The 18,758-nt window shown below is 68.2% G+C and carries 22 protein-coding genes and 1 tRNA gene; 14 read left to right on the forward strand and 9 right to left on the reverse strand.

Features of this window, described 5'->3' with window-relative positions; all coding sequences use genetic code 11:
• Nucleotides 1-85 precede the first annotated feature (85 nt).
• From DVW87_RS01955 to DVW87_RS01970, 4 genes are read left to right on the forward strand one after another with little or no spacing between them, the layout of a single operon-like run.
• Complete coding sequence (locus tag DVW87_RS01955; RefSeq protein ID WP_114686087.1) at nt 86-367, forward strand: hypothetical protein; 282 nt, start codon at nt 86-88, stop codon at nt 365-367.
• A 7-nt stretch (nt 368-374) separates the two neighbouring features.
• Nucleotides 375-557, forward strand: a complete 183-nt coding sequence (locus tag DVW87_RS01960; RefSeq protein WP_114686088.1) for a hypothetical protein — start codon at nt 375-377, stop codon at nt 555-557.
• Nucleotides 554-1,510 (forward strand): aldo/keto reductase, encoded by a 957-nt coding sequence (locus DVW87_RS01965; RefSeq protein ID WP_114686089.1) that lies wholly within the window; start codon nt 554-556, stop codon nt 1,508-1,510. Before DVW87_RS01960 ends, DVW87_RS01965 begins: the two co-directional genes overlap by 4 nt.
• Before the next feature lie 50 nt (nt 1,511-1,560).
• The gene (locus tag DVW87_RS01970; protein ID WP_114686090.1) at nt 1,561-1,968 is read left to right on the forward strand and encodes a hypothetical protein; all 408 of its coding nucleotides are present in this window, start codon (nt 1,561-1,563) and stop codon (nt 1,966-1,968) included.
• An 8-nt stretch (nt 1,969-1,976) separates the two neighbouring features.
• Here the strand turns inward: DVW87_RS01970 and DVW87_RS01975 are convergent, their stop codons facing one another.
• Nucleotides 1,977-3,362, reverse strand: a complete 1,386-nt coding sequence (locus DVW87_RS01975) for a helix-turn-helix domain-containing protein (protein ID WP_114686091.1) — start codon at nt 3,360-3,362, stop codon at nt 1,977-1,979.
• A 278-nt stretch (nt 3,363-3,640) separates the two neighbouring features.
• Here DVW87_RS01975 and DVW87_RS01980 point away from each other — a divergent pair, with 278 nt between their 5' ends.
• Complete coding sequence (locus tag DVW87_RS01980) at nt 3,641-4,594, forward strand: cation diffusion facilitator family transporter (RefSeq protein WP_239017715.1); 954 nt, start codon at nt 3,641-3,643, stop codon at nt 4,592-4,594.
• 11 nt (nt 4,595-4,605) lie between these two features.
• Here DVW87_RS01980 and DVW87_RS01985 read toward each other — a convergent pair whose 3' ends face one another.
• Together DVW87_RS01985 and DVW87_RS01990 are read right to left on the reverse strand one after the other, a co-directional pair.
• Nucleotides 4,606-5,271: a DUF4893 domain-containing protein gene (locus DVW87_RS01985; protein WP_114686092.1), complete on the reverse strand. Its 666-nt coding sequence runs from the start codon at nt 5,269-5,271 to the stop codon at nt 4,606-4,608.
• On the reverse strand, nt 5,268-6,053 hold the full coding sequence (locus DVW87_RS01990) for a 3-hydroxybutyrate dehydrogenase (protein ID WP_114686093.1): 786 nt from the start codon (nt 6,051-6,053) through the stop codon (nt 5,268-5,270). Before DVW87_RS01990 ends, DVW87_RS01985 begins: the two co-directional genes overlap by 4 nt.
• Nucleotides 6,054-6,334: 281 nt before the next feature.
• On the opposite strand from DVW87_RS01990, the gene ypfJ reads away from it, so the two are divergent.
• Entirely contained in the window at nt 6,335-7,240 is a 906-nt protein-coding gene (gene ypfJ / locus DVW87_RS01995) for a KPN_02809 family neutral zinc metallopeptidase (protein WP_114686094.1), read from the forward strand.
• A gap of 74 nt (nt 7,241-7,314) precedes the next feature.
• A complete protein-coding gene (locus tag DVW87_RS02000; protein WP_239017716.1) occupies nt 7,315-8,658 on the forward strand; it encodes a carbohydrate porin in 1,344 nt (447 codons plus the stop codon).
• A 115-nt stretch (nt 8,659-8,773) separates the two neighbouring features.
• Here the strand turns inward: DVW87_RS02000 and DVW87_RS02005 are convergent, their stop codons facing one another.
• Entirely contained in the window at nt 8,774-9,916 is a 1,143-nt protein-coding gene (locus DVW87_RS02005; RefSeq protein WP_114686096.1) for a DUF2171 domain-containing protein, read from the reverse strand.
• Between the two features lie 245 nt (nt 9,917-10,161).
• On the opposite strand from DVW87_RS02005, the gene DVW87_RS02010 reads away from it, so the two are divergent.
• The 3 genes from DVW87_RS02010 to DVW87_RS02020 all read left to right on the forward strand — a co-directional run bounded on the left by DVW87_RS02010 (nt 10,162) and on the right by DVW87_RS02020 (nt 11,806).
• Nucleotides 10,162-10,237 (forward strand) — tRNA-Ala (locus DVW87_RS02010).
• Nucleotides 10,238-10,304: 67 nt separating this feature from the next.
• Nucleotides 10,305-11,075, forward strand: coding sequence for an NUDIX hydrolase (locus DVW87_RS02015; RefSeq protein ID WP_114686097.1), 771 nt, complete (start codon nt 10,305-10,307; stop codon nt 11,073-11,075).
• Nucleotides 11,075-11,806: an extensin-like domain-containing protein gene (locus tag DVW87_RS02020; RefSeq protein WP_114686098.1), complete on the forward strand. Its 732-nt coding sequence runs from the start codon at nt 11,075-11,077 to the stop codon at nt 11,804-11,806. Before DVW87_RS02015 ends, DVW87_RS02020 begins: the two co-directional genes overlap by 1 nt.
• An 8-nt stretch (nt 11,807-11,814) precedes the next feature.
• On the opposite strand, the gene DVW87_RS02025 is transcribed toward DVW87_RS02020, so the two are convergent.
• The 5 genes from DVW87_RS02025 to dapA form a co-directional block, all read right to left on the reverse strand.
• The gene (locus tag DVW87_RS02025) at nt 11,815-12,366 is read right to left on the reverse strand and encodes a hypothetical protein (RefSeq protein ID WP_114687005.1); all 552 of its coding nucleotides are present in this window, start codon (nt 12,364-12,366) and stop codon (nt 11,815-11,817) included.
• A 207-nt stretch (nt 12,367-12,573) separates the two neighbouring features.
• Complete coding sequence (locus DVW87_RS02030; RefSeq protein ID WP_114687006.1) at nt 12,574-13,086, reverse strand: DUF2062 domain-containing protein; 513 nt, start codon at nt 13,084-13,086, stop codon at nt 12,574-12,576.
• Nucleotides 13,087-13,132: 46 nt separating this feature from the next.
• On the reverse strand, nt 13,133-13,615 hold the full coding sequence (smpB, locus tag DVW87_RS02035) for an SsrA-binding protein SmpB (RefSeq protein WP_114686099.1): 483 nt from the start codon (nt 13,613-13,615) through the stop codon (nt 13,133-13,135).
• Nucleotides 13,616-13,677: 62 nt separating this feature from the next.
• The gene (locus tag DVW87_RS02040; RefSeq protein ID WP_114687007.1) at nt 13,678-14,106 is read right to left on the reverse strand and encodes a CBS domain-containing protein; all 429 of its coding nucleotides are present in this window, start codon (nt 14,104-14,106) and stop codon (nt 13,678-13,680) included.
• A 76-nt stretch (nt 14,107-14,182) separates the two neighbouring features.
• Nucleotides 14,183-15,064, reverse strand: a complete 882-nt coding sequence (gene dapA / locus DVW87_RS02045; protein ID WP_114686100.1) for a 4-hydroxy-tetrahydrodipicolinate synthase — start codon at nt 15,062-15,064, stop codon at nt 14,183-14,185.
• A gap of 89 nt (nt 15,065-15,153) precedes the next feature.
• On the opposite strand from dapA, the gene DVW87_RS02050 reads away from it, so the two are divergent.
• From DVW87_RS02050 to DVW87_RS02065, 4 genes are read left to right on the forward strand one after another with little or no spacing between them, the layout of a single operon-like run.
• A complete protein-coding gene (locus DVW87_RS02050; protein WP_114686101.1) occupies nt 15,154-17,142 on the forward strand; it encodes a lytic transglycosylase domain-containing protein in 1,989 nt (662 codons plus the stop codon).
• A 5-nt stretch (nt 17,143-17,147) separates the two neighbouring features.
• On the forward strand, nt 17,148-17,630 hold the full coding sequence (gene greB, locus DVW87_RS02055; protein ID WP_114686102.1) for a transcription elongation factor GreB: 483 nt from the start codon (nt 17,148-17,150) through the stop codon (nt 17,628-17,630).
• 50 nt (nt 17,631-17,680) lie between these two features.
• Complete coding sequence (locus DVW87_RS02060; protein WP_114686103.1) at nt 17,681-17,914, forward strand: hypothetical protein; 234 nt, start codon at nt 17,681-17,683, stop codon at nt 17,912-17,914.
• A 58-nt stretch (nt 17,915-17,972) separates the two neighbouring features.
• Complete coding sequence (locus DVW87_RS02065) at nt 17,973-18,752, forward strand: NYN domain-containing protein (RefSeq protein ID WP_114686104.1); 780 nt, start codon at nt 17,973-17,975, stop codon at nt 18,750-18,752.
• Nucleotides 18,753-18,758: the final 6 nt, after the last annotated feature.

An 18,758-nucleotide genomic window follows, 5' to 3' on the forward strand; every position in this document is an offset into this window, starting at 1 on the left:
ACCCGTGCCGGGGCCAAGCGTATTGATCCCGATCAGCGCGGCATCTACCCCGCTAATAATCGTTCCGTCTCCGAAAGGACCTTGCATGAAGAAGATTCTCGTTTCCCTCGCCGCCGTTGCCGCTCTCGCCGCGTGCAGCCCCAAGGCGCAGAACGAAACCGCCGAAGCCGCGGACACGGTGGCGGGCGACGTCAACGCCACGATGGGCGAGGCGATCAACGACACGGATGCCGCTGCCGACCGCGCGTTCGGCTCCGCCGAGGCAACGATGGACAATGCCGGTGACCGCCTCGCCAACGGCGCCGATCGCGCCGCAGACCGGACGGGCGAAGCGCTGCGGGATGCCGGCAACGCGATCGACGACTGATCGGGACGTGCGGGCCGCGGTTCTCCTTCCCCTGCTGCTCGCCGCTTGCGGCACGGGCGACCCGCCGCCGGGCGCGACCTCGGCGGGCGAGGCGCAGGCGCTGAACGAGGCCGCGGCCATGCTGGACGCCAACAGCGTGGAGGCGAACGCCGTCGGCATCGACGGCGACAACGAGGACGGAGCTCAATGACCGAAAGCCAACCCGAGCAGCGCCGCCTGGGCGCCTCCGATCTGCACATCGCCCCGCTGGTGCTGGGCGGCAACGTGTTCGGCTGGACGGCGGACCGGGAAGCGAGCTTCGCCGTGCTCGACGCCTTTGCCGAGGGCGGCGGTACGCTGGTCGACACCGCCGATGTCTATTCCGCCTGGGTGGACGGGCACAAGGGCGGCGAGTCCGAGGCGATGCTCGGCGCATGGTTCGCCTCCCGCGGGCGCAAGCTGAAGGTCGCCACCAAGGTCGGCATGCTGCCCGGCGAGGGTGGCGAGAAGCTCGCCCCCGCGCGCATCGCCGCTGCCTGCGACGCCTCGCTGAAGCGGCTCGGCGTCGAGCAGATCGACCTGTACTACGCGCACCAGGATGACGAGAGCACCCCGCAGGAGGCCTATGTCGAGGCGTTCGCGCGCCTGGTGGAGGCGGGCAAGGTCGCCGTGCTCGGCGCTTCCAACCTCCACGCCGCACGGCTGAAATCCGCGGTCGAAACCGCCAGAACGGCTGGCCTGCCGCACTTTCAGGTGCTGCAGCCGGAATATAATCTCGTCAGCCGCCACCGGTTCGAAGGGCAGCTTCAGGACTATTGCGTGGAGAACAACATCGGCGTGCTGCCTTATTACGGGCTCGCCTCGGGGTTCCTGACGGGCAAGTACCGGTCCCGGGACGATCTGGCCAAGAGCGTTCGCGGCGGGCGCATGGGCGAGCTTCTCGAAGGCAAGGGGCGCGCAGTGCTGGAGGCGATGGACGGCGTGGCGGCCGAAACCGGCGCGAGCCTTGCACAGATCGCGCTTGCCTGGCTTCTCGCGCAGCCGGGCGTCACCGCACCGATCGCCTCGGCCACCAGCGTGGCGCAGCTCCAGGAACTGCTCGGCGCCATGCGGCTGACGCTTTCCGTCGAGCAACTGGCACGGCTCGACGACGCAGGCGCCTGAGGTTCAACTTTTGGTCACCTCTGCCTGCCAAAGTCGCAGCGGGAGGCACCATGCTCGACAGCCTTGAGGATTACCGGGAGCGCATGGTCGCGATCATCGATCGCGTCCGGCCGTATCTGACGGAATGCACACCCGCGGGGGTGGCGGAGATCGTCCGCTCGCGCGACGAGATGGCGCGCGTGCTCACCATCTTTCAGCTCTTCGTGCACCGCGAGATCTTCGAGCCCCTGACGGCCGGGATCGATCCCGCGCGACGGCGGCTCGGCACCGAGCTCAAGACGGAGTGCATCCTCCTGACCGAGGAGTTCCGCCATTCGAAGCGGCGCTGGAACGATGTGGACCTCGCGCTGCACTGGGCCGAGTACCAGCCGGCCGCGGTCGCCTTCCGCCGCCGTATCCTGGATCACCTTGATCGCGTGGCGGCGCTTGGCCGCCACGAGTTGCTGCACGCCGCCTGAGCGCGGAATCAATCACCGCCGAACGTCAGCGCCGTCACCCCGCGCTCCCGTTCGTTCAGCAACAGCGCGCGACCGGCCGGCGGCGCGGAGCGCTGCGGACAATCGTGGCGGAAACACGCACGGCAGCCAAGGCCGATCGGTGTCGCCTCTCCGGCAAGATCGATCCCCCGCGCCGCCGCCAAACTCCCCGCCTGCCCCGCCGCCAGGCCCAAGCCGACGGCGAACTCCGCGCGAACCCCGCCAAAGCGGCGCCCTTGCGGCACAACCGTGCGCGACAGGGTGAGCCAGCGGGAATTGTCCTCCAACGCGACAAGCTGCACCGCCAGCTCGCCCGGACGGTCGAACGCATGCAGCAGCCGCCATAGCGGGCACCGTCCTTCCGCCTCGGCGAGCGGCGACGCGCTCGCGCCGGAGAAGCGCTTGGAAGCCTGCCCGGCCCGGTCCACCCGCACCATGAAGAACGGCAACCCCCGCGCCCCCACGCGCTGCAGCGTCGTCAGCCGATGCGCCACCTGCTCGAACCCGGCACCGAACCGCCGCTGCAGCAGTTCGAGATCGTACCCGGTCGCCTCGCACGCCCGCAGGAAACGGGCATAGGGCATCATCACGGCAGCGGCGAAATAGCTGCTCAGATGCCGGCGGAAGAGGCGCTCGGCCGTGCGATCGGCAAGGCCCGCGCCCTTTGCCAGCGCGTCGATCTCCGCCCGTGCCTCGATCTGGCCGAGCTGCCAGGCGGCCGCAAAGGTGCGCGACGCCGAATCCAGCGTTTCGCTGAGCTGGAGCTGGCGGGCATGCAGGTCCAGCCGGCGGAGCAGGTCCGGCAGGACATCCACCGGCAGGATGCGGATCGTCAGCTGGTGTTTCACCCGCAACCGCTCGGCAATCGCGCCGTATACGTCGCCCGCCCCCATCCGCAGTTCGTCCGCCACCGCCTCCGCCAGGGCATCGAGATCGGCGAAATGTCCGCGCCAACGCTCGATCTCGCCGCGAACCTGGCTCACCGCATCCTGCGGGCCGCCGGTGTCGGTGCCGCCCTGCCCCATACGGTCATAGGCACGGGCGAACGCCTCGGCCCCGCCCGGGGCGCCCGCCAGCCACTCCTCGATCTCGTTGCGGTCGATCTCCAGATCGGCGAACATCGGATCGGTCAGCCGCCGCCGCAGCGCCGCCTCGCCACCACCCGGCTCGCCGGCGGAAAGGGCACGCGGATCGAAGTCGAAGCTTTCCGCCAGCTTCACCAGCAGCGCCGCGGACAGCGGGCGCTGGTTGCGTTCCACAAGGTTGAGGTAGCTGGGACTGATGGCCAGCACTTCGGCCATGGCGGCCTGGGTGAGGCCGTTCAGACGCCGGAGCCGGCGAACGGCATGTCCGGCGAAAAGCTTGCGATCGGCCAAGTGTCACCTCCTGGCCACGCCTTATTGTCAATTGTTTACAGAAGAACAAGCGACTGAGCGGTTGATCCACACACCGCAACCCGTCGCCATCGCCAGCCGCCCTCCCGCGAAATGCCGGCACACGGCTAGAGCCCGCCTACCGGTTTCAAGCGGCCATCTTACCGCGAAAGAGTTCCTGGGGAGGAAAGGTGCCCGCCGCAGCCAAGGCTTGCGGCGGGCATTTTCGTGCGGCCAATGCCTGCTTCGTTCGTTGCGGAGCGACCGCGCGGGAGAAAATCGTGGCCGAAGCGAAGAAAGAGTCCAACCTCGTCCTCATCGCCGCCCTGCTGGCGAACCTCGGCATCGCGGTGGCGAAGTTTGTCGCGGCCGCGCTCACCGGATCGTCCTCCATGCTTACGGAGGGCTTTCATTCGGTGGTGGACAGCGGCAACCAGATCCTCCTGCTGTACGGGCAGAAGCGCGGCCACCGCCCGCCCGACGAGGCGCATCCGTTCGGCTATGGCCGCGAACTGTATTTCTGGGCGTTCGTGGTGGCGATCCTGATCTTCGCCGTCGGCGCGGGCGTGTCGATCTACGAAGGCTGGCTTCATTATGTCGAGCCGGAGCCGCTCCAGAGCCCCACCGTCAACTATGTCGTCCTCGGCATCGCCTTTCTGCTGGAGGGAACGTCCTGGGTGATCGCCATGCGCGAGTTCACCGCCGCGCATCGCGGCCAGAGCCTGTGGAGTGCCGTTCATCGATCCAAGGACCCCGCGACCTTCATCGTCCTGTTCGAGGACTCTGCCGCGCTGATCGGGCTCGTGATCGCCGCCATCGGCGTATGGGTCAGCCATGCCACCGGCGATCCGCGCCTGGATGGCCTTGCCTCCATTGCGATCGGGCTTGTTCTGGCGCTGGTGGCGGCGCTGCTGGCGCGCGAGGCGAAGGGCCTGCTGATCGGTGAAGGGGCCGACCCGCGGATCGTCGGCGATGTCCGCCGCATCCTCGACGGTTTTCCAGCCATCTCCCACGTCAATCACGTGCGCACCGTTCATACCGCGCCCGACAGCGTGTTCGTGGCGATCAGCGCCGATTTCGAGGACGCCGTTACCATGGGAGAGGCCGAAACGCTGATCGAGACGATGGAGACGCAGCTCAAACAGGAACTGCCAATCCTTTCCTCCATCTACATCCGGCCGGAAAAGCGCGAGAATGCCGCCGTGCTGAAGACGGGCGCGCCAGCGCCGGCTTGAGGAAACCGCTCCTAGGCCGCGGGCACCAGTTCCATCACGTCCAGGATCGACTCGTACCGCGGATACGGGAGGACCACGCGCCAGCGGCTGGGCCCTACCCGCTCGACGGCCCCGATCATGTCCCGCCCGGCATCGCGGCCGTAATCGATCGGCCGCGTTTCGTCCCCTAGCATCATGGTACCGAGGAAGATCGCGCGGTCAGGCGTGTCGCTGAACACCAGGCCCACCGGCCGCTGCGATCCGCCGATCTTGGTCAGGCTCTGCACCGCGCCTTCGCGCGCCACCTGGCACCGGAACCAGGGATACGCGGTGAACTCCCCGCTGGCCGTGCCGTTCGCCCCGACCTTGAACACGCGGCAGCGGTAATCCCCGGCCGGCGGCAGCGCGCCTTGCAGCCGCTGATCCGGGTCGAACAAGACGCCCTGCGCCGCGATCGCCTTTCCATTGCCGGCCTGCCGCGCCCGGCCGAACGCCGTGACCCAGGCGGTGCGCCACTCGCGCAACCGAAAGCGGTCCGCCGGCGTGGCGATGCGCCGCCAATCGGCGCTCGACGGCGCGCGCCGATGCGCGGCTTCGACGGGCGGAGCGGGCGGCTCTGCCGGGGAAGCGGGTCGCGACCGTGCGCAGCCGCCCAGCGCGACGCCGATCGCCAGCGCCGTTGCCGCGTGACGCCTCATGCCGCCGTCCAGCCGCCGTCCATGGAGAGGTTGGCGCCGGTGATCGCCTTCGCTTCCTCGCGGCACAGGAACACGGCGAAGGCCGCGACCTGCTCGGGCGTGACGAACTCCTTGGTCGGTTGGGCGGCCAGCAGGACGTCGTTCATCACCTGCTCGCGCGTCAGCCCGCGCGCCTTCATGGTGTCCGGGATCTGGTTCTCGACGAGCGGCGTCCAGACATAGCCGGGCGAGATGCAATTGGCGGTGATGCCGTCTCGCGCGACCTCCAGCGCGACTGTCTTGGTCAGTCCGGAAAGACCATGTTTCGCAGCGACATAGGCGGCCTTGTTGGGACTGGCCACAAGGCTGTGCGCGGAGGCGGTGGAGATGATCCGTCCCCATTTCCGCTCGCGCATGAAGGGGATGGCCGCCTTCATCATGTGAAAGGGCGAGGACAGGTTGATCGCGAGGATCGCGTCCCATTTCTCGTTCGGAAACTCCGCCACCTGCGACACGAACTGCACGCCGGCGTTGTTGACGATGATGTCCGGACCGCCCAGCTCGTCATGCGCGCGCTGCACCAGCCGGGCGATCTCCTCCGGCCGGGTCATGTCCGCGGGATCGTACAGCGCCGCGGCCCCGCTCAGCCCGGCCAGCTTCTCCCGCTCCGCGTCGATCGCCGCGGCCTCGCCGAAACCGTTGATGACCACCGCGGCGCCCTCGGCGGCCAGCGCCCTGGCACAGGCAAGCCCGATGCCGGAGGTCGAGCCGGTGACGATCGCAGTCTTTCCCCGCAGGAACATAGGCTTCCTTCCCTTTTCTCGCCCGGCACATCAACTCGGACAAAGCGCCGGTACTGGTTCGGTCATGCCACGCGGCGGTCGGAAGGGGTCTCCCGCCCTCGCTCGCAACCGTTGCGCCATCCGGAGCACGCATTGTCAAGCGCGCCCGGCAAACCCGTTGCGACCTGCGCTTTTCCCCGCATCCCTTCCGCTTCGAAGCGGCAACTTTCCCCGTCGCGGTGCAACTCCGGCTTCTCTCGCGCATTCATGCCGCATCAGTAACGATACCCGGATCGCCGCAGATGCGCCTCGACGACTACGACAACGATATCGATGTCGGCGATGCGTCCAGCCGAGGCGGGTTCGGCGGCGGGGGCGGCGGCCTGCTGTTCGGGCTGCTGCCGCTGATCGGCAGCCGCTTCGGATGCGGCGGGATCGTCGTGGTGCTGATTCTGCTGGCCGTGTTCGGCGGCCTCGGCAATCTCGGCGGCATGTTCTCCGGCGGCGGCAATGCCCCCACCACGCAGGTCGGCCGGCCCGCCGGCGAGGGAGGCGGGGCACGGTCGATCTGCGAGGCCTCGCCGGAAAGGCGCACCACCTGCCAGGCCTTCAGCAATGCGGAAAACACCTGGGAGGCGATGTTCGCTCGCTCGGGTCAGCGCTTCCAGGCGCCGGGCTTGCGCTTCTTCAGCGGGCAGGGTCAATCCGGCTGCGGTGCCGCACAGGCGGCGATGGGACCGTTCTACTGCCCCACGGACCACGACATCTACCTGGACACGGGCTTCTTCGACGAGCTCTCCCAACGGTTCGGGGCGCCGGGCGACTTCGCGCAATACTATGTCGTGGCGCACGAATTCGGCCACCATATCCAGAACTTGCTGGGCACGTCTGACAAGGTGCAGCAGATCCAGCAGAGCGCCGGCCGGACCGAAGGCAACGCCGCATCCGTGCGCCTGGAATTGCAGGCGGACTGCTACGCCGGCGTCTGGGCCGCACAGAACCGCAACCGCCTCGAACCGGGTGACGTGGAAGAAGGCATGAAGGCCGCGCAGGCGATCGGTGACGACACGCTGCAGCGCGAGGCGCAGGGGCGTGTCGTGCCCGACAGCTTCACCCACGGCACGTCCGAACAGCGGATGCGCTGGCTGCGCCGTGGGCTGGAGAGCGGCGATCCGGCGCAGTGCGATACCTTCTCCGGCGCGATCTGAAGGCCACCGGGATGACACGTTCTGCCTTGCTGCTCGCAGCCACCGCTGCGCTCACGTGCGTTCCGACAGCGGCCATGGCGCAGCAGGTGGATGTGGGCGCGCCCGCACCGGACGCGCCTACGCCGGACACCTCCGCGGCCGATACCCGGCATCGCCCGCGCACGGACATCCACTCCAATCGCGATACCTCGCCCTCCGCGCTGATCGGCAACACGCAAAGCGCGCCCCCGCCCGGCCTCATCGGCGACTGGCAGAAGATCCGCACGCGGCTGGGCGAACAGGGGATCGGCCTCACCGCCCGCTATGCCTCGGAAAGCGGCTATAATTTCGCGGGCGGCGAGCGAAAGCTGTTCCGCGAAACCGGGCAGTTCGACGTCGGCGCGCTGCTCGATCTCGACAAGCTGGTCGGGCTGCAGGGCGGCGCCTTTCAGGCCACGATCACGTGGCGGCGCGGGTACGACCTGACCACCGATGCCGGCCTCAACACCTTGCAACAGGTGCAGGAGGTGTATGGCCGCGGGCAGACCGTGCGCGTCACGCAATTGTGGTACGAGCAGAAGATCGGCGATCGGGTGGAGGTGAAGCTCGGCCGGACGAACCCGGGCGAGGACTTCGCCGTCTTCTCCTGCCACTTCCAGAACCTGAGCTTCTGCGGCGCCCCGCCGGGCAATCTCAACGGCGATTACTGGTACAATTGGCCGGTCGGCCAATGGGGCGCGCGGGTCCATGTCGACCTGCCCCGCGATTTCTACGTCCAGGGCGCCGTCTACGAGATCAATCCCCGGAACCTCGACAACGGCTTCTTCGTCGCGCATTTTGAGGGCGCCACGGGCGTGCTGATCCCGGTGGAAGCGGGCTGGAGCCGCGGCGGCAATGATGGCCATGTCGGGTCCTACAAGGTCGGCGGGTGGATCGGCACGGCGGACGGGGACGACATCCTCTTGGACGTGAACCGCCGGCCCGTGCCGATTACCGGCCTGTCGCCCCTGCGCCGGTCCAGTCGGTACGGCGTCTACGTGTCGGTGCAGCAGCAGCTGACGGGCACGTCAAAGGACGGCAAGGCGGCCACCGGGCTCAGCATGTTCGCGAACTACACCCAGTCGGATCGGGCGACCACGCTGACCGACAATCAGATCGCGCTCGGCCTGTTCTACAAGGGACTGGTGCCAGCGGTGCCCGGCGACGTGCTGGGTGTGGCGGTTGCGCGCACCAACGTGAACAGCCGGGCGGAGCAGACCGACCGGCTTACGGGCATTCCCGCACGGGACGCGGAATATGCCGCCGAGGTCTATTACAGCATCCATCCGGCCGACTGGCTCGAACTGCGGCCCAACGTGCAATGGGTTCACCAGCCCGGCGGCGTGCGCGCGGCCAAGGATGTCGGTGTGCTGGGCATGAAGGCCGCCATCACGCTCTGATCCGCTCCCCTTCACCGCGACGGCGAAGCGGACGCAAGCAAAAGAAAGGGTGGCCGCGCTTCCCCGCGACCACCCCTTCGCGCCCGACCTCGGGGCAGCGGCTCCGTGCCGGGCGTCAGTAGGTACCCGGAAAGCTCTTGTTGAGGTTGCGTGCGCCCGTCTGGTCGTTCTCGTCGGCCTTGGCGGTGTTCAGCTTCGTCTCGCCGAACATGGCACTGTTGTTCTCTTCGTTCCGCCACTGGCGCTTGGCCTCGTCCGCGGTCTTGTTGATCGTCACCTTGTCATCGACGGAGACGATCCAGCTGGACGGGATCGAATGGTGCCGGCCGCCGGCATCGGCGTCGTTCTTGGTCAGCAGCAGGCGATCGCCGCGAATGTGATCGATCGTGCCAATATGCTCGCCGTCGGAGCCGACCACCTCCTGTTGCTCGCGCGCCCTGGTCAGCATGTCGCGCTGGCCCTGGCGGTTGGTGCGCCACGTGCCGAACTCGCTGGCGAAGCGCGAACGGTTCTCCTGGCGATATTCGTGATAGTCGCGGTCCAGCGCGTCGATCTGGCCGCGCCGCCAGCTGTGGTAATCGTCGTCATGGCCGTGATCGCGCGGGTTGCCGCCGGCGTACCGCTCGTCATAGCGGCTATCCATCTCGCGGCGACGCTCCGCATCCTCGTCGCCGAACCACGAGCGGACCTCATCACCGGCGCGGTTGAAGAAGCCGCGTTCCTGATAGTCATAGCCCTGCGGCTGGCGCCCGTAATCGCGACCGCCGCGGTCGCGGTCCTGGCCCTGGCGGCCATAGCGCTCGCCGCGCGCGCTGCTGCTATAATCGCGCGGATAGTTGTCGTCGTCCCGGTGGCGGTTCGATCCGACATCCTCGAAGCGACGACCATCGGAGCCGTAGCTGCCGCCATACCAGTCGTTGCCGCCGCCCTGGTTATAGTCGCCGCGATCGAAGCGCCGGCCGGCCCCGCTGCCCTGCTCGCGATAGCCGCCGCTGCCGTACTCGCGGGCGCCATAGCCCTGCTGGCCCCAATCGCGCGTGTAGGTGTCGCGCCCGCCGGCTTCGCGGCTGCCGCCAAAGGAACGCCCGCCGCCATAGCCGCCGCGGTCCCGCCGTCCTTCGTCTGCCGCTTCATAGTCGCGCGCGCTGGAATAGCCGCGGCCCGACCCGTAATCGCGCGCATAGTCGCGCTCGCCGGCGTCCCGATCATAGGCGTCGTTCTGCGAGCCGGTGCCGCGCAGATAGCGATCGTTGCTCATGATTGTCCTCCTACAGACAAGATCCGGGGCGGCGCGCTCCATCGCGCCCGCTCACCAACGGCTAAATGGTCGGGAGGTCGGGCGTGTTCCTGCCGGCCTGCCGATCGGGCCGGTATTCGCCGCGCGAGGCCCGCATCCTGTCGCAATCGAAAGTTCGGGCTGTCCGGTCGCAGACGGTTGCATCGCCCGCAGGACCTGCTACAGGCGTCGCTCCCGGCGGCCGCGGCTGCCTGCGGAACAGGTGCGGGGCTGTAGCTCAGATGGGAGAGCGCTGCAATCGCACTGCAGAGGTCAGGGGTTCGATTCCCCTCAGCTCCACCACCAGCACCTGTTCGCCATGATCCTTCGTGACGCAAGCCGCCAAAGGCGGTAGCCCTGCCGCCTCGTCATGCCCGATCTGCCATCCTCCGCACCAACGCCCGCGATCCCCGCGGCCACCCTGGTGATCTTCCGCGACTCCCCGGATGCGCCCGAATTGCTGATGGTGGAACGCGCCAAGGCCATGGCTTTCGCGGCCGGAGCGCTGGTCTTTCCCGGCGGCCGGGTGGACCCGGGCGACCGGGCGCTCGCCGCCGCCCATCCCGGCGATCCGGAGGACACCGCCGCCCGCATCGCGGCGATCCGCGAGACGATCGAGGAGGCAGGGCTGGCGCTCGGCCTGACGCCTCTGCCGGACGATTCCACGCTGGGCGTCCTGCGCGAAGGGCTCGTCGCCGGCGAACCGTTCGCGGCGCTGCTGGAGCGTGCGGGGTTACGGCTGGACCTTGCCGCGCTGGAGCCGTTCGCCCGCTGGCGCCCGGACCATGCCCTGCCCCGCATCTTCGATACGCGCTTCTACCTGGCGGCCCTGCCTTCCCGTGCGCCCGAGCCGGTGGTGGATAATACGGAAAACGTGCGCGTCTTCTGGATGTCGGCGGCAGACGTGCTGGCGGAAGCGGATGCGGGCCGCGCCAGCCTCATCTTCCCCACCCGCCGCAACCTTGAGCGGCTGGCCCAGTTCCGCACCTTCGACGAGGCGCTGGCCGATGCGCGGGCATGGCCGATCCGAACGGTGACGCCGTGGCGGGAGGAGCGTGGCGGGGTGCCGCACCTCGTGATTCCGGACGATCTCGGATATCCGGTGACGGCGCAGGCGATGTCGGACGCACGGCGCGGCTGATGGCCGCCGTTCGCCACTTCGTCGCCGCCGCCCTCGTCGCCGCCCTGCTGCTGACGGCGGCGCTTGTCGCCTGGGGATGGCTGCGCGGCCGGCCGCAGGATCTGCCCTGGACGCCGCTTGACCTGGCCGAGCCCGTCGGCGCCTTCACCGGCCGCAAGCTTGCCGCGCTGGGACAGGACACGGCGCGGTGTCATGCGCTGTTGCGCGAAGCCGGGGTGCGCTTCACGCCGCTCGCTCCCGTGTCGGCGGGTCCGACCTGCGGATATGACAATGCGGTGCGGCTGGAGGCAGGGGGCGCCCGGCGCATCGGTTTCGTGCCGGCGGGCGTCGGCATGTCCTGCCCGGTCGCTGCCGCCATGGCGATGTGGGAGTGGAACGTCGTTCAGCCGGAAGCGCAACGGCTGCTCGGCCAGCCGGTGGTGCGGTTCGAGCATTTCGGCAGCTATAATTGCCGCCGCATCGCCGGGCGGGACGCGCGCTTCTGGAGCCAGCACGCCCGCGGCAACGCCCTGGACATCGCCGGCTTCCAGCTTGCGGACGGCACCCGCATCACCGTGGCCGGCGACTGGCCGGATCGCGGGGCGAAGGGCACGTTCCTGCGACGCGTGCGCAACGGGGCCTGCCGCCTGTTCGCCACCACCCTCAGCCCCGATTACAATGCCGCGCACCACGACCATCTGCATCTCGACGAGCAGCGGCGCAGCATGGTGGCCTGGCGCGCCTGCCGCTGATCGCAGGCTCAGTGGCGCGCGGCCGCTGCGCCCACCTTCTCCACCCATTTCGGATAGAAGACCGGCGCGCGGGTCGACCAGCCGGAGGCTGTCGCCGCCGCTTCGCTGATCGACTGCAACAGGCGGCGGCGCAGGTCCGGATGAAGATGGGGCAAGGCGGCTGCGGCGCAGAACGATGCGGGCAGCCATGGCCGGACCTCCGCTCCGAGCAGCCGCTCGTACAGGAAGCGATAGGCGGAAAAGGTGGTGAGCCGCCCCTGCCCCAGGTCGAACGCCGTGACGCTGGTCAGCGGCGCGAGGAACGGCTCCACGGCTTCCAGCCCGCTGTCGTCCGGCAACAAGGCCCGGATTTCCGGCAAACGCCCATAAAGCTTTGCCTGCGCGCGGATCGAGGCGGCCTCCACCACATCGCGGGACCAGCGGCTCATCGCATCATCGCGGTCCAGCCCGACATCCAGCGAACGACGAACATAGCGCTGCGTCGATGCGGGAAAGCCCGCAAATTCCTTCATCTCGGCCAGCGACATCGCGCCCGTGGCCTGCTTCATTCGAGAACCCATGCCGATCACCCCACCCGCCAGTTGGCCCGGCGGCAATCGTGCATGCGGATGGTTAACACCATCCTTAACGACACCGTCGCCGGGCGTTCACAAAGCATCACAGAAGCTGCTGCGATGCAACAAAACTTGCGACGAACGGAGGGAGTCGGATCGAAAATGTCGCAGGGCAGTGCGACAAGAGCATCGGCGCTGGCGAGGTAGTCTGCCTCAGTGCCGGTGACGCTGCTTCCACTTGCGCGCGATCCACAGCCGCCAGCCCAGCGCGCTGAGGAAATAGCCGCCGATCGCGGCGACCAGCGTGATGATCAGCAGTCCCAGCACGGTGGCCGGCAGCGCACCCGCCCACAGCCAGTGCATCCAGCTCGTATTCGCCGCCGCCGCCTGCGCCACGGGCGCACCGGGCACCACCTGATCCAGGCGCAGCGCCGTTTTGCCGATCCAATAGGCGGCCACCCACAAGGGCGGGGTCGTGAGCGGGTTGGTGATAAACGTCGTCGCCGCCGCAGTGGGGATGTTGGCGCGGAACGGCAGCGCGAGCACGGCCGACAGCACGATCTGCGCCACCGGAAACAGGATGCCGGTCACCACGCCGAGTGCCACGCCGCGCGGCACGGAGCGACGGGTGAAGCGCCACAGCTCCGGCGCGAGCACGCGGTGCGCCACGGGTCGCATGAACCGGTTGCCGGAAAAACTCGCTTCCAGTCCGTCACGCGTCGGCATGGAGCGGCGCCACCAGGCGGCGGCACGCGAGAACAGGCCGCCGCGATCAGCCACGATCACGAAGGATGCGTCCCTGCTCGCGCTTCCAGTCCCGTTCCTTGATCGTGTCGCGCTTGTCGTGCGCCTTCTTGCCCTTGGCCAAGGCCAGCTCCACCTTCGCTCTCCCGCGCGCATTGAAATAGACGGACAGCGGCACGAGAGTCATGCCCTCACGCGCCACGGCGCCATGCATCTTGTTGATCTCGCGCTCGTGCAGGAGCAATTTACGCGGGCGCCGCGGCTCATGGTTGAAGCGGTTGCCATGGCTGAACTCGGGCACGTTGGCGTTAATCAGCCACACCTGCCCGTCGCGTACCTCGGCATAGCTTTCGGCGATCGATCCCTCGCCGAACCGCAGCGACTTCACCTCGGTGCCCGTCAGCGCGATGCCGGCCTCGAACACCTGCTCGACGAAATACTCGAATCGCGCGCGGCGATTCTCGGCGACGATCTTCTTTTTCTCGAACTGAGCAGGTTTTGGACGCGCCATGGAACGGGCGGATGTAGGCGGCCACGCAAGTCGTGGCTAGCCCCCTCGCCTCTTCCCGACCGTCATGCTCCCTGGATGTAGTTCCTCAGCGCGCTTGCATCGGCCTCGATCTGGTCGATCCGGAACTTCACGAGATCGCCGATCGAGACGATCCCGACCAGCCGTCCGGCCTCCAGTACCGGCAAGTGCCGGATGCGGCGCTGCGTCATCAGTGCCAGCGCGCCGATGACCGACTCCCCCGGTTCGACGCTCATCGCGGGCGAGGTCATCAGGTCGGAAACCGGGCGGTCGAGAACCGCCGCGCCGGCGCTTTGCAGGCACCGGATAACGTCGCGTTCGGAAAACATGCCGGCGATCGCACCGTCCGCCATCACCGGCACGGCGCCGATCCGCTCCTCCGCCAGCAGCGCGATGGCCTGCGCCACCGTTGCCTCTGCCGGCACGCTGGTCACCTGCCCGCCCTTGTTCTTCAGGATCGCCGCGATCGTCATTTCCACGCTCCTCTCCCGCCTCTTCCTGGGCCTGGCGCAAAGGAGAACATGGATCGTCGTGCTTTGGAAGTGCTCCTTAGAGGAGCCCGGCATATTCCAGCGCCAGGTCCACCGCACGGCGGCTCGCGTCGCCCGTCGGCGTCATGGGCAGGCGCAGGTGCATCGGACAATCCGGCTTGAGGCGGGAAAGCGCATATTTGACGGGGCCCGGCGAGGCATCGGTAAACAGGGCGGTGTGCAGCAGGAACAAGCGGTCCTGCAGCGCAAGCGCCGTCGCATAGTCGCCCGACAGGCACGCCGCCTGGAACTCCGCGCAGAGCCGCGGCGCGACATTGGCGCTGACCGAGATGCAGCCACGTCCGCCGGTTGCGTTGAAGGCAAGCGCCGTTTCGTCATTGCCGGAAAGCTGTACGAATTCCGGCCCGCACGCCGCCCGCTGCGCCGACACCCGCGACAGCACGCCCGTGGCATCCTTGATGCCCACGATCTGCGGAAAGGCATCGGCCAGCCGGCCGATCGTCTCCACCGCCATGTCCGTCACCGTGCGCCCGGGTACGTTGTAGAGCACGATCGGCAGGTCGCAGGCGCCCGCCACCGCCTCGAAATGGCGGAAGATGCCTTCCTGGTTCGGGCGGTTGTAATAAGGCGGCACCATCAGCGCGGCGTCCGCCCCGGCCTCCTTTGCCGCCCGGATGTTTTCGCTCGCCACGCGCGTGTCGTTGGAGCCAGCACCCGCGATCACCGGCACGCGGCCGGCCGCCTGTTCCACGCAGACCCGGACGATGCGGAAATGCTCGTCCTTGGGCATGGTCGCGGCCTCGCCCGTCGTGCCGCAGGGCACCAGCGCCGATGATCCTTCCGCGATCTGCCAGTCGATCAAGACACGGAATGCTTGCTCGTCGAACGCACCGTTTGCGCGAAACGGCGTGACGAGGGCCGGAATGGATCCGGAAAACATGGCTGAAATGCTCCTGCACCGCGCCAACTCGCGCGCATTTTTCTCGTTTGGGTGGCGACAGATAGGGAGAATGGCCATATCCTGTCCATATGATACCATCGGTGGTGAAATCCGCGCTCGCCCTGGCCGGCGTATCGGCTCTTGTCGCAACTTCCGGCGTGCCGCAGGACCAGCTCGGCTGGGGCAAGGCGACCCAGGCGTTGCAGCAGTCGGCGCAGAACAATGCGCAGATGGCGCAGGCGATTGCGCAATGGAAGGCGCTGGGCCAGACCAGCATCCTGCCCTTCGACAGCTATGCCAGCTTCCTCCTCGCCCATCCCGGCTGGCCACAGGAGAACGCGCTGCGCCGTAGCGCCGAGAACGCCCTCTCGCGGGGCGCGGCGCCGGCCAACATCACGGCCTTTTTCGACAAGTTTCCGCCGCTCACCGGCGAGGGCGGCGCCTTCTACGCCGAGGCGCTGGCGAGCGTCGGCCGTCGCGCGGATGCCGAACAGGCAGCCCGCACTGCGTGGCGCAAGGGCGCGCTGCCGGCCACCGCTGAATCCAAGCTGCTGACCTACTTCTCGGGCGCGCTCCGCCCGGAGGATCACGATGCGCGGATGGACGCGCTGCTGTGGCAGAATGTCACGCTGACGGCCGCGCGCGAGCTGCCGCTCACGTCGCCCGGCGCCCGCCCGATCTTCGCGGCCCGGCTCGCCTTTCGCAACAATGCGCCCGAGGCCTCGCAACTGGCGGCCGCGGCGGAGACGCTGGGTGCGCGGGATGCCGGCTATATCGCCGATCGCGCAATCTGGCTGCGCAAGACCGGCAACGGCGCCGCGGCGCAGTCGTGGCTCGCCCGTTCGCGGTCGCTGGCCACACGGCCGGGCAATGTCGAGGAATGGTACGAAGTGCTGCTGTCCAATGCCAAGGCGGCGGCGGATGCCGGCAGTTACCAGGTCGCCTACGACATCGCCCGCCAGGTGGACGACGCCTATCCGGCGGGCACCGACGTCAGCAAGCGTCCTTATGGCGAGCGCGACGACTATACGAGCCTGGCCTGGCTCGCGGGGCAGACCGCACTTAAGCAGCTCGGCCGACCGATGGATGCGGCCGTGATGTTCGACCGCTATGGCCGCGGCTCGCAGACGCCTTCCACCCGCTCCAAGGGCCTCTACTGGGCCGGCCGCGCCGCGCAGGCCGGCGGCAATGCGGCGCAGGCACGCGCCTGGTTCGAACAGGCGGCCGGCCTGCGCGACCAATATTACGGCCAGCTCGCCAACGAGCGGCTGGGGCGTCCGCTGGTAGCACCCGGCGCGCCGCCGCCGTTGCAGGTCGATCCGCTCTACCGCTCGAGCTTCCAGAGCAAGGACGTGGTCCGCGCAGCGCAATATCTCGGCTATATCAACAACTGGCAGGACCAGACCGCTTTCGTCCGCCAGATCGCCGCGGATGCCACCACCGATGCCGATCATGTCCTGGCCGACGAACTCGCGCGCCAGCTCGGCCGGCCCGATCTGGGCGTGATGGTGGGCCGCAGTGCGCTCCAGAACGGGCTCACCGAATACAGCGCCCTCGGGTTCCCGACGGTGAAGGTGCCGGCAACGCAGGCGAGCCAGTGGACGCTGATCCACGCCATCGCGCGGCAGGAAAGCCAGTTCGATCGCGGCGCCGTCAGCCGCACCGGCGCGCGCGGGCTGATGCAGCTGATGCCCGGCACCGCGCGCGAGCAGGCCGGCAAGCTCGGCCTTGCCTATGATGCCTCCGCGCTGAACGTGAACACCGACTACAACATCCAGCTCGGCTCCAGCTATTTCCAGCGCATCTACAACAATTACGGCAGCTGGCCGCTCGCCATCGCCGCCTACAATGCCGGCGGCGGCAACGTGAACAAGTGGCTGCGCGCCAATGGCGACCCGCGCACCGGGGCGGTGGATGTGGTGGAATGGGTCGAGGCGATCCCCTTCCTCGAGACGCGCAACTATGTGCAGCGGGTACTCGAGAACATGGTGGTCTACGACCTCCTCAACCCGGCGCAGGCGCAAAGCCGCGGACCCAACCGCCTCAGCTGGTATCTCGGCAAGAACCAGCCGGGCTGAGCCGCGTGGACCGTCCCAATTACATCACGCCGGCCGGCTATGCCGCGCTGCGCGCCGAATATGATGCGCTGTTCGGCACCGAACGGCCGAAGATCGTCGACGTCGTCAGCTGGGCGGCGGGCAATGGCGACCGATCGGAGAACGGCGATTATCTCTATGGCCGCAAGCGCCTGCGCGAGATCGACCGGCGGCTCGGCTGGCTGTCGAAGCGGATGAAGGCCGCCAAGGTGGTCGATCCCGCGCGAGCGCCCGATCGCTCGCGCGTGTGGTTCGGCGCCACCGTGACGATTGCCGACGAGGACGACAACCATCGCACGCTCACCCTGGTCGGCGACGACGAGGCGGAGGCGGGCGCGGGCAAGGTCGGCTGGAACGCGCCGATCGCCCGGGCCCTGCGCGGTGCCGCGATCGGCGACCTGCGCCGGGTGACCCTGCCCGCCGGCGAGCGGGAATATGAGGTGATGGCGATCACCTATCCGGCGAACTGACGGAACGCGCCTGCCGACCCGCCCGTTCTTCAGTACGAAGGAGAGAGAACATGGCAGGCGATCGAACCCAGGATGCGCGGGACCACGACGACAAGGACGTGATCGAGGGCATGATCCCCGGTGGCGATGCGGTGCCGTCGAGCAGCGGCGGACGGCTCCAGACGGACATCGGCTCCCAGGCGGATCTCGGCCAGGTGGATGATCCGGACGGCGACGTGCGGCCGACCAAGCAGGACGACATCAACAACGACCAGGCGCGCCGCACGCAACGCCCGCGCGACTGATCGGCGCTTCCCTCCCGGTCCGCGCTGCGCCACAAGGCCGCGGACCGGGAGATAGAAGATGGCCGACGAAACCACCCGCAACATCGCGCTGCTGATCGACGCGGACAACGCTTCCTGGCACGCGCTCGATCCGGTGCTCACCGTGCTGGCGGAGCTGGGCACGGTGAACGTCCGCCGCGTTTATGGCAACTGGACCAAGCCCGCGCTGAAGGGCTGGCGCGACATGACGGTGAAGCACGGAATCGAGCCGCAGCAGCAGTTCGACCTAACCAAGGGCAAGAACGCTACCGACATGAAGATGACCATCGATGCGATGGACCTGCTCTTCCGCGGGCGCATCCAGGGGTTCGGCATCATGTCGTCGGACAGCGACTTCATGCCGCTGGCCATGCGCATCCGGCAGGACGGCCTGCCTGTGTACGGCTTCGGCTCGGGCAAGACGCCGGAAGCTTTCAAGCAGGCCTGCACCCGGTTCATCGATGTCGATGCGCTGATGGCGGACGGACGCGCCTCCGTGCCGGTGAGCGTCGAGGTGCCCTTGTCCGAAGCCCTGCCTCCGACCATCGGCGCGCGTCCGCCAGCGGCGAAGGCGCCGGGCAAGACCGCGTCGCTCGATGCCGATCTCGTCAAGCTGCTGATCGACGCCTATGACGCCAGCAAGCGCGATGCGCGCGGTTTCGTCAGCCTGTCGGCGATGGGACAGCTCGCCGCCAATCGCTCCAGCTTTGATGCGCGCAACTACGGCTTCAAACGCCTGTCGGACCTGATCGAGGCGGTGCCCAACTTCCAGACCGAACGGCGCGACGATGGCCGCGTGTTCGTCCGCCGGGTGCATTGAGTCCGG

Origin of the sequence: Sphingomonas aracearum (assembly GCF_003345355.1) — a bacterium.
In the GTDB taxonomy this organism is placed as follows: Bacteria; Pseudomonadota; Alphaproteobacteria; order Sphingomonadales; family Sphingomonadaceae; genus Sphingomonas; species Sphingomonas aracearum.

What these genes read in the sequence shown, in the direction of transcription:
- DVW87_RS01955 (WP_114686087.1), top strand. Translation starts at nt 86, where the DNA reads ATGAAGAAGATTCTCGTTTCCCTCGCCGCCGTTGCCGCTCTCGCCGCG.
- DVW87_RS01965 (WP_114686089.1), top strand. Translation starts at nt 554, where the DNA reads ATGACCGAAAGCCAACCCGAGCAGCGCCGCCTGGGCGCCTCCGATCTG.
- DVW87_RS01970 (WP_114686090.1), top strand. Translation starts at nt 1,561, where the DNA reads ATGCTCGACAGCCTTGAGGATTACCGGGAGCGCATGGTCGCGATCATC.
- DVW87_RS01985 (WP_114686092.1), bottom strand. Translation starts at nt 5,271, where the DNA reads ATGAGGCGTCACGCGGCAACGGCGCTGGCGATCGGCGTCGCGCTGGGC.
- DVW87_RS01990 (WP_114686093.1), bottom strand. Translation starts at nt 6,053, where the DNA reads ATGTTCCTGCGGGGAAAGACTGCGATCGTCACCGGCTCGACCTCCGGC.
- ypfJ (WP_114686094.1), top strand. Translation starts at nt 6,335, where the DNA reads ATGCGCCTCGACGACTACGACAACGATATCGATGTCGGCGATGCGTCC.
- DVW87_RS02000 (WP_239017716.1), top strand. Translation starts at nt 7,315, where the DNA reads ATGGCGCAGCAGGTGGATGTGGGCGCGCCCGCACCGGACGCGCCTACG.
- DVW87_RS02005 (WP_114686096.1), bottom strand. Translation starts at nt 9,916, where the DNA reads ATGAGCAACGATCGCTATCTGCGCGGCACCGGCTCGCAGAACGACGCC.
- DVW87_RS02015 (WP_114686097.1), top strand. Translation starts at nt 10,305, where the DNA reads ATGCCCGATCTGCCATCCTCCGCACCAACGCCCGCGATCCCCGCGGCC.
- DVW87_RS02020 (WP_114686098.1), top strand. Translation starts at nt 11,075, where the DNA reads ATGGCCGCCGTTCGCCACTTCGTCGCCGCCGCCCTCGTCGCCGCCCTG.
- DVW87_RS02025 (WP_114687005.1), bottom strand. Translation starts at nt 12,366, where the DNA reads ATGGGTTCTCGAATGAAGCAGGCCACGGGCGCGATGTCGCTGGCCGAG.
- DVW87_RS02030 (WP_114687006.1), bottom strand. Translation starts at nt 13,086, where the DNA reads ATGCCGACGCGTGACGGACTGGAAGCGAGTTTTTCCGGCAACCGGTTC.
- smpB (WP_114686099.1), bottom strand. Translation starts at nt 13,615, where the DNA reads ATGGCGCGTCCAAAACCTGCTCAGTTCGAGAAAAAGAAGATCGTCGCC.
- DVW87_RS02040 (WP_114687007.1), bottom strand. Translation starts at nt 14,106, where the DNA reads ATGACGATCGCGGCGATCCTGAAGAACAAGGGCGGGCAGGTGACCAGC.
- dapA (WP_114686100.1), bottom strand. Translation starts at nt 15,064, where the DNA reads ATGTTTTCCGGATCCATTCCGGCCCTCGTCACGCCGTTTCGCGCAAAC.
- DVW87_RS02050 (WP_114686101.1), top strand. Translation starts at nt 15,154, where the DNA reads ATGATACCATCGGTGGTGAAATCCGCGCTCGCCCTGGCCGGCGTATCG.
- DVW87_RS02060 (WP_114686103.1), top strand. Translation starts at nt 17,681, where the DNA reads ATGGCAGGCGATCGAACCCAGGATGCGCGGGACCACGACGACAAGGAC.
- DVW87_RS02065 (WP_114686104.1), top strand. Translation starts at nt 17,973, where the DNA reads ATGGCCGACGAAACCACCCGCAACATCGCGCTGCTGATCGACGCGGAC.